This is a genomic window from Streptomyces tateyamensis (assembly GCF_003205575.1).
Lineage (GTDB): Bacteria > Actinomycetota > Actinomycetes > Streptomycetales > Streptomycetaceae > Kitasatospora > Kitasatospora tateyamensis.
Genome location: NZ_PYBW01000089.1, coordinates 1 through 726 on the forward strand (window position 1 = coordinate 1; position 726 = coordinate 726).

Genomic DNA, 726 nt, shown 5'->3' on the forward strand with positions numbered 1-726 from the left:
CCTGGCACCAGGAGGATCAAGCGCGCCGACCACCTGCTGCCCTACGCGAAGCGCCGCGACCAGTGGGAACGCCGGTCCTGCGGAGAAGGATCCAAGGGCCTGCGGTACTACGACTGGATCCTGTTCGAGGTCAAGGTCACCGGCCAGGAACCGGCCGACGGATTCGAACACCGCCTGCTGATCCGACGCTCCACCCACAGGAAGAAGCTCGCCGGCGGACGCTTCGACTTCGAGTACGGCTACTTCCTCGCCCACGCCCCCGCCGGTACCCCCGCCAGCGCGGTCATCGACCAGGCCGGGATCCGCTGGAAGATCGAGGAGGACAACGAGCAGGGAAAACAGCTCGCCGGTCTGGACCAGTACCAGGTCCGCAAGTGGATCCCGTGGCACCGCAGCGTCACCTGCACGATGCTCGCCCACGCCTTCCTGACCGTCCAACGCGCCCGCCACCTGAACTCCCCGCCCGCACCAGCGTGCGAGGAACCGGCCCACGGCCGCGGTGCCGCCGACCCGGCCGCGCCACAGGATCCGCCGCCGCGCGAACCCGAGATGACCGTGCGTCAGGCCGACAGCCCGAGCAAGGCCGGTCCGATGATCCGACTGACCATCGCCGCACTGGCCGGGCTCCTGACCCTCACGGGCCTGGCCGTCCACCACAGCGACCAGGAACTCCTGCGCCAGCACCACTGGCGAACCGAACACCAGACCGCAGCCGCCATCAGCCAC

General features: G+C 69.4%; 1 pseudogene. It reads left to right on the plus strand.

Annotated elements, in window-relative coordinates:
• Positions 1-726, plus strand: a pseudogene (locus C7C46_RS35255) (hypothetical protein); the annotation flags it as partial.